This window comes from Streptomyces sp. CRN 30 (assembly GCF_034105845.1).
Window position 1 is genome coordinate 1 of record NZ_JAVRHI010000140.1, and the last position, 6,836, is coordinate 6,836.

General features: G+C 72.4%; 9 protein-coding genes and 1 pseudogene. 6 read left to right on the forward strand and 4 right to left on the reverse strand.

What is annotated here, in order from left to right:
• The 4 genes from UW392_RS13535 to UW392_RS13550 form a co-directional block, all read right to left on the reverse strand.
• On the reverse strand, nucleotides 1-303 hold a 303-nt coding region (locus UW392_RS13535), incomplete at its 3' end, for an FAD-binding protein (RefSeq protein WP_320775204.1).
• A 19-nt stretch (nucleotides 304-322) separates the two neighbouring features.
• Complete coding sequence (locus UW392_RS13540; RefSeq protein WP_320775205.1) at nucleotides 323-805, reverse strand: succinate dehydrogenase hydrophobic membrane anchor subunit; 483 nt, start codon at nucleotides 803-805, stop codon at nucleotides 323-325.
• A 5-nt stretch (nucleotides 806-810) separates the two neighbouring features.
• Complete coding sequence (gene sdhC, locus UW392_RS13545; protein WP_320775206.1) at nucleotides 811-1,191, reverse strand: succinate dehydrogenase, cytochrome b556 subunit; 381 nt, start codon at nucleotides 1,189-1,191, stop codon at nucleotides 811-813.
• A gap of 260 nt (nucleotides 1,192-1,451) precedes the next feature.
• A complete protein-coding gene (locus tag UW392_RS13550) occupies nucleotides 1,452-1,940 on the reverse strand; it encodes a 2-oxo-4-hydroxy-4-carboxy-5-ureidoimidazoline decarboxylase (RefSeq protein WP_320775207.1) in 489 nt (162 codons plus the stop codon).
• 313 nt (nucleotides 1,941-2,253) lie between these two features.
• On the opposite strand from UW392_RS13550, the gene UW392_RS13555 reads away from it, so the two are divergent.
• The 6 genes and pseudogenes from UW392_RS13555 to UW392_RS13580 all read left to right on the forward strand — a co-directional run.
• Nucleotides 2,254-3,813 carry a glycoside hydrolase family 20 protein gene (locus UW392_RS13555; protein ID WP_320775211.1) on the forward strand — a complete coding sequence of 520 codons (1,560 nt, stop codon included), beginning with the start codon at nucleotides 2,254-2,256 and terminating at the stop codon, nucleotides 3,811-3,813.
• Between the two features lie 137 nt (nucleotides 3,814-3,950).
• Nucleotides 3,951-4,466, forward strand: a complete 516-nt coding sequence (locus tag UW392_RS13560) for a hypothetical protein (protein ID WP_320775208.1) — start codon at nucleotides 3,951-3,953, stop codon at nucleotides 4,464-4,466.
• Nucleotides 4,467-4,708: 242 nt separating this feature from the next.
• Nucleotides 4,709-5,326 (forward strand): RNA polymerase sigma factor, encoded by a 618-nt coding sequence (locus UW392_RS13565; protein WP_320775209.1) that lies wholly within the window; start codon nucleotides 4,709-4,711, stop codon nucleotides 5,324-5,326.
• 36 nt (nucleotides 5,327-5,362) lie between these two features.
• Nucleotides 5,363-5,587 carry a hypothetical protein gene (locus tag UW392_RS13570; RefSeq protein ID WP_320775210.1) on the forward strand — a complete coding sequence of 75 codons (225 nt, stop codon included), beginning with the start codon at nucleotides 5,363-5,365 and terminating at the stop codon, nucleotides 5,585-5,587.
• Between the two features lie 308 nt (nucleotides 5,588-5,895).
• Nucleotides 5,896-6,558 carry an RNA polymerase sigma factor gene (locus UW392_RS13575; RefSeq protein WP_320775212.1) on the forward strand — a complete coding sequence of 221 codons (663 nt, stop codon included), beginning with the start codon at nucleotides 5,896-5,898 and terminating at the stop codon, nucleotides 6,556-6,558.
• Nucleotides 6,558-6,836, forward strand: a pseudogene (locus UW392_RS13580) (hypothetical protein); the annotation flags it as partial. The gene UW392_RS13575 and the pseudogene UW392_RS13580, both read left to right, overlap by 1 nt.

A 6,836-nucleotide genomic window follows, 5' to 3' on the forward strand; every position in this document is an offset into this window, starting at 1 on the left:
CAGGCCCATCTTCTCCAGGTCGAGGACGGAGTCGATGGCCTCCTTCGCCAGGATCTCGGCGGCGTCCTGGTCGACCAGGTAGTCACCGCCCTTGACCGTGTCGAAGGTGTGCCACTCCCAGTTGTCCTCCTCCACGTTGGCGAGCGCGGCGGCCATGCCGCCCTGCGCCGCGCCCGTGTGGGACCGGGTGGGGTAGAGCTTCGTCAGGACGGCCGTGCGGCTGCGCTTGGTCGCCTCGATGGCGGCCCGCATACCGGCGCCACCGGCGCCGACGATGACGGTGTCGTACTTGTGTACCTTCATGGAATTCGCAGCCCCGTGCCTAGCGGATGTTCGGGTCGAAGGTGAAGATCACCAGCGTGCCCAGCAGGATGGTGAACACCGTGGCGGTGTACAGCAGGCCCTTGAGCCACAGGCGCGTGTTCGGGCGCTCCGCGTAGTCGTTGATGACCGTGCGCAGGCCGTTCGCGCCGTGCAGCATCGCCAGCCACAGCATCAGCAGATCCCAGACCTGCCAGAACGGGGACGCCCAGCGGCCCGCCACGAAGGCGAAACCGATCTTGGAGACGCCGCCGTCCAGCACGAGCTGGATGAGCAGGTGGCCGAGGACGAGGACGACGAGCACGATGCCGGACAGGCGCATGAAGAGCCAGCCGTACATCTCGAAGTTGCCGCGGGTGGACTTCGGCGACTTCTTGGTGCGCTTGCGCGGGGGCTCGATCAGCGGGGCCGGGCTGTCGACCGTGTAGACCGAGGCGCCCTCCACGGGACCGACGCCGGAGGCGGTGGAGTCAGTAACAGACATGCGCGTCAGCTCCCGAACAGTTCACGAGCGGCGTGGCCGAGGACGGGGTACAGGGCCCCGATCATCAGGACGACCCACACGACGACGACGGACCAGAGCATCTGCTTCTGGTAGCGAGCGCCCTTGACCCAGAAGTCGACTGCGATGACGCGCAGACCGTTGAGCGCGTGGAAGAGGATGGCGGCGACGAGGCCGTACTCCAGCAGCGCGACGATCGGCGACTTGTACGTGGCCACGACCTTGTCGTAGGCCTCGGGGGAGACACGCACGAGAGCGGTGTCCAGCACGTGTACGAACAGGAAGAAGAAAATGAGGACGCCGGTGACTCGGTGAGCCACCCAGGACCACATTCCTTCCCGGCCGCGGTACAGCGTTCCAGCCGGCACGGAAGTTTCCTCCGAAAGCGGGGATTGGGGCCGCGCCGGCTTCTCTGTCGGTCGGGCCCGGCCGGGTACGGTCCACCGGCCCCCAGCATCGTAGCGACGGTTGCCTCCGGCGCTTACAGCGGGCCTACCGGTGTGATCAAAGTTGCACGCAACGGAGTACCCCCCGGGGGGTTCGAGTCGTATGCCGGGTACGGGTGTGTTGTGGTCGTTCGCGCCGTTCCCCGCGCCCCTACGCACCCCTGAAGGGTGCTTTCGCGCCTTTACAGGGCGCGTTCCAGGCGGCCTCGCGCCAGGTTGCGGAGTTCCTCCGCCGCCACCTGGCGTTCGTCCTCCGGATCGTTGGTCAATCGTGACCGGATGGCTTCCAGGACGCGGTCCAGGACCTCGCTCGCGGGGAGGGCGTCCAGGCAGATGACGAACGTGTGTCCGAAGCGGGCCTCGTACGCGGCGGTCGCCGCGCCCAGCGCGGTATGGGCGGCGGCGTACGCGTCCGGCGGCAGCCGGGGCGGCGGCTCCGCCGCGAGCGCCTCCGCCAGATCGCCCGCCGTCAGGTCGTACGACGCCTCGTCGGCCGCCGCGAGGAGGGCGGGGAGGTCCGGGTAGGGCCGGTGGGCGGCGATGCTGCGGGCCCAGCGGCTGCTGTGCAGGCAGGGGAGGAGGAGGCGGACGGCCTCCTCGGCGGGCGCGGTGTTGAAGTCACGCAGAGTTGTCCCGGTGGCACGGGTTTGGGGCGGTACGGGTATGGCCACCCGGCCGGGAGAATCTGGAAGACGGTGCGCAGGCAGCGTGGGTCCTTGTGCGTCACGTATGTGTCGGCAGGGAATTCTGTGAGTGCCGTGGCGGCCACGTTAGCGAGTGAGGGCATGACATGTCCGAGCGATGCCCGAATTTCACCCGAACGGGAGAGTTTCGGAACATGTGGTGGACGTTCGGCGTCCCCGCCGGCCGTAGGTTGGCGTCGTGAGTCAGCACGGACGCCGGTCACCGGCGACGCGGAGAGCGGCGCGAAGAGCGGAGCAGCGAGCGACGCGGCGGGCGGCGCAGAAGGCGAAGCAGCGGGCGGTGATCGCCGGTACGGCGGTCGTCGCGGTGGGCGTGGGCATCGGGGTGTGGGCCACCGACGGCGACGGGCCCTCCTCGGCGGGTGCCGCAGCCGCGGCCTCGTCCTCCGCAGCCAGTGCCTCGCCGAGCCGCTCCTACGCCCTGTCGAAGGAACCGCGGACCGTACCGGCCGTCCGCGACCACACCGCGGAGCGCGGACCGGGCTGGAAGCCCGACGACGCGCACCGGGTCGTCGTCTCCGACGCCGCCCTCGCCGACGAGGGCAAGCTGATAGCCGACGAGCTGGGGCTGACGTACGCGGGCGAGAAGGACGACGAGAACTCCGGCGACCTGCGGCTGGAGAAGAAGGGCGACGGCGGCGCCGACGGGTCGTACACCATGACCGTCCGCGACGGGCGGGTCACCGTCAGCGCGCCGACCGAGACCGGCGTCTTCTACGGCACACGGACCCTGAAGCAGGCGGTCGCGGCGGACGGCGCGGCGCCGGAGGGCGTCGTGAAGGACGCCCCCGCCAAGGAGCGGCGCGGGTTCATGCTGGACATCGCCCGCAAGCACTACTCCGCCGACTGGCTCAAGGACCGGATACGCGAGATCGGCGACCTGAAGTACAACGAACTGGGGCTGCACTTCTCCGACGACCAGGGCTTCCGCATCGAGTCGTCCTCGCACCCGGAGATCGTCTCCAGCGACCACCTGACCAAGGCGCAGGTCAAGGAGATCGTCGAGCTGGCCGGGCAGCGGCACATCACCGTCGTTCCCGAGATCGACTCGCCCGGTCACCTCGGCGCCGTGATCGAGGCCCATCCCGACCTCCAGCTGCGCAACGCGCAAGGCGCGGCCACCGAGGGCGCGATCGACATATCCAAGTCCGGGTCCGCCGAGATCGTCGACGACCTGATCACGGAGTACGCGGACATCTTCCCGGGCGGCCAGTTCCACCTCGGCGGCGACGAGTACCAGGCGCTGACCGTCTCCGACCCCGAGACCTCCTATCCGCAGCTCGCCTCCGCCGCCCGCGAGAAGTACGGCTCCGGGGCCACCGTCGAGGACCTCACCGCCGGCTGGCTCAACGACCGGGCCGCCACCGCGCAGAAGAGCGACCGCACCCCGCGCGCCTGGAACGACGGCTTCTTCAAGGACAGCGACCCCGCCGCCTCCGACGACCTCCTCGTCGCCTACTGGACCGGCAAGGAGATCGGCGCCCGGCAGCCCGCCGAGTACCTCGCCGAGGGCCGCGACGTCATCAACTACAACGACGAGTTCCTCTACTACGTGCTCGGCCAGCCGCAGACCTTCGTCTACCCGACCGGCGAGCGGATCTACGAGCAGTGGACACCGCGCGTGATCCGCGGCACCTCGCCGGTCGACGCCGAGTACGACGACCAGATACTCGGCGGCTCCTTCGCCGTCTGGGGCGACTATCCGAATGCCCAGACCGAGGCCCAGGTCGCGGACGGCATCCGGCTGCCGCTGGCGGCGACCGTCCAGAAGCTCTGGGACGCCGGTGAACCGGAGCTGTCCTGGAAGGAGTTCCGCGCCCTCGCCGACGAGGTCGACTGACGGACGCGGGGGACGCGGGGGAGGCGGGGAGGATCGTCGCGGCCGCGGAGCGGGCAGATGTGTGGTGATGTCTGTGTGGTGATGTCCGGGCGGGCCGTACAGGACGGCCCTTCCGGCGGACCGGGGGGAGCCGGGACATGGGCTACTGGGGGTACCTCGTCGTGGGACGCGCCGAGCGGCCGCTCGCCGAGCTGGACGCGCTGCCCGGCGCCGAGGACGGCATGACGCTCCTCGCGTCCGCCCCGGACGGCTGGCAGGTCTGGGAGTACCCCGGCGGCTCCACCGACGTCGGCAGCATGAACGACCTGGCCGGGCAGACCGGCGCGCCCGCGCTCTTCGGGTACGTCATGGACAGCGCCTGCGTCGTGCTGGAGGCGGCGGCGCCCGGCAGCGGGGCGTGGACGACCTGCCTGGCGCGGGAGGCGATGGCCGGCTACCTGGACGCGGGAAGCGACGGGCTGACGCTGGAGGACTACTTCCTGGAGCCGCCGGACGCCGCGGGGCGCGCCGTCGCCTGGGCCGCGGAGGCGGGGCGCGCGGCGAGCGAGGCGGAACTGCTCGACATCCTGACGGCCACGCCCGACGCCTCGAACGGTGGCGCCGAGTACCTGTTCCGCCGGCTCCTCGACCGGCTGGGCGTCATGCCCCTGTGACCCGGCCCGCCGATCCGCTCCCCTGACCCGCACCCCACGCCGACACCGTCCCCGCACACCGTTCCCGCACACCACCCCCGCACAACGCCCCCGCACAACGCCCCCGTTCCCACACGCCTGTGACACTTCGGTGAAGCCCGACGCTGATGACCGTGGGGAGGAAAGACACGGCTGTGACGGCCGTGCGCACCGGGCGGGCTCAGCGGGGCACGTCCGCCACTCGGCACGGACGAGGACGGGTCTTGGGCCAGGAAGGGGAACGCCGCCGCGCGGACGCCTACGACGACGAGCTGGGCGTGGCCGTGGCACGGGCCCAGGAGGGCGACGAGGCGGCCTTCGCGGTCGCGTACCGGATCGTGCAGCCCGGCCTCCTCGGCTATGTGCGCGGACTGGTCGGCGACGAGGCCGAGGACGTCGCGTCGGACGCCTGGCTGGAGATAGCCCGCGACCTCGGCCGGTTCCGCGGGGACGGCGCGGGGTTCCGCGGCTGGACCGCGACCATCGCCCGGCACCGCGCCCTGGACCATCTGCGGCGGCTGCGGGCCCGGCCCCGCCCCTCGGCGCTGGAGCAGGACGTACTGGAACTGCCCGGCCCGCACTCCACCCCCGACCAGGCCCTGGAGTCCCTCTCCACCGCCGCCGCCCTCGACCTGGTCCGCGGACTGCCCCGGGACCAGGCGGAGGCGGTGCTGCTGCGGGTCGTCGTCGGCCTCGACGGCCCCGCCGCCGCGCGCGTCCTCGGCAAGCGGCCGGGCGCCGTGCGGACCGCGGCCTACCGCGGGCTGAGGCGGCTCGCCGAGCAGCTCGGCGTAGACGGTGTGACGGACGAGCCGCCGCGCACGCTGGGGGAGTCGACATGAAGCACGGCACGGTGGACAGCGGGAGCGGCGACGTACATGGGTGAACGACACGCGGGCCCGGACCCCGCCCCCGGAGCACCGGCCACCGGCCTGGAGGAACTGCTCGCCGCCGCCCTGCGCCCGGCCGGGGCCGCCGCCGGGCCCGGCGCCGACGACGAGTCGCGGGCGGTGGCCGCGTTCCGCGACGCCCGGGACACCGGCGCCCACCGCGACGGCCGCACCCGCCGGCGCGACGACTGGCGGCCCGAGGGCGAGAGGTGAACGGACGGGTGCCACGACAACGGCCGGGGCCGCCACCCCCCACAGGAGAGGCCCCGGCCGTCGCGTGGTACGGACCGCGCGGCGGCCCGTACTACCTACTGCGTCAAGGCTGCGTTTTCTGTCACACCTCCCTGCGTCACGGGTTAGTTGCGTCTTGTACGGCCAGCAGAGAGGCCATGGACGGGGACCGGTTTCACGACGTAACGTGCCTTTCGCGCCGGAGTGCGGAGGGCGGTGCCCCCGTCCCGAGCTGCGGTAGACCGCCGCAACCACCCATGGAGAATCAGGCGCAGGGAGAGGCGCGCGCGGTGCTGGGGGACGACGCGGAGCTGACCGCCGCCGTACGTGCGGCACAGGACGGGGACGAGGCCGCGTTCCGCACGGTGTACCGGGCGGTGCACCCGCGGCTGCTCGGCTACGTACGGACGCTCGTCGGCGAGGCCGACGCCGAGGACGTCGCCTCCGAGTCCTGGCTCCAGATCGCCCGGGACCTGCACCGGTTCGACGGCGACGCCGACCGGTTCCGCGGCTGGGCCGCCCGGATCGCCCGCAACCGCGCCCTCGACCACATACGCATGCGCGGGCGCAGACCGGTGACGGGCGGCGACGAGGCGGAGCTGACCGGCCGGCCCGCCGCGTCGGACACCGCCGGGGAGGCCATCGAGGCGCTCGCCACGGGCAGTACGCTCTCCCTGATCGCCCGCCTGCCGCAGGACCAGGCCGAGGCCGTCGTCCTGCGGGTGGTGATGGGGCTGGACGCCAAGACGGCGGCCAGGACGCTGGGCAAACGGCCGGGAGCCGTCCGCACCGCGGCGCACCGCGGACTGAAGCGGCTCGCCGAACTGCTCGGCGGCGATCCGGAGTCGGTGACCGAGCTCCGTGCCCTGCCCGCCCAGCGAGAACCGCGCGACGCCGCGGTGACGTCCGCGACTGTGACGCATACGCGGGCGCGGACGCAGAAGGACATGTGATGGCCGACAAGCAGGGCAGGTGGCTGGAGCGCGAAACGGCGGAGCTGCTGCTGCGCGGGGAGTCGCCCGAGACGTCCGACCCCGTGGTCCGGGCCCGCGCCGAACGCCTGGCCGCGTCCCTCGGGAAGCTCGCCGCGCCCACCCCGCTGACCGGTGAGGAACTTCCCGGTGAGGCCGCCGCGCTGGCCGCGTTCCGCGCGGCGCGCGCCGAACGGACGGCGGAGCGGACGGCGGAGCGGGCTGGAACGGCCGCGGGCGGCCCGGTGACGGAGACGGCC

Coding starts and splice junctions, on each gene's coding strand:
- UW392_RS13540 (WP_320775205.1), bottom strand. CDS start 805: ATGTCTGTTACTGACTCCACCGCCTCCGGCGTCGGTCCCGTGGAGGGC.
- UW392_RS13560 (WP_320775208.1), top strand. CDS start 3,951: ATGGGCTACTGGGGGTACCTCGTCGTGGGACGCGCCGAGCGGCCGCTC.
- UW392_RS13570 (WP_320775210.1), top strand. CDS start 5,363: ATGGGTGAACGACACGCGGGCCCGGACCCCGCCCCCGGAGCACCGGCC.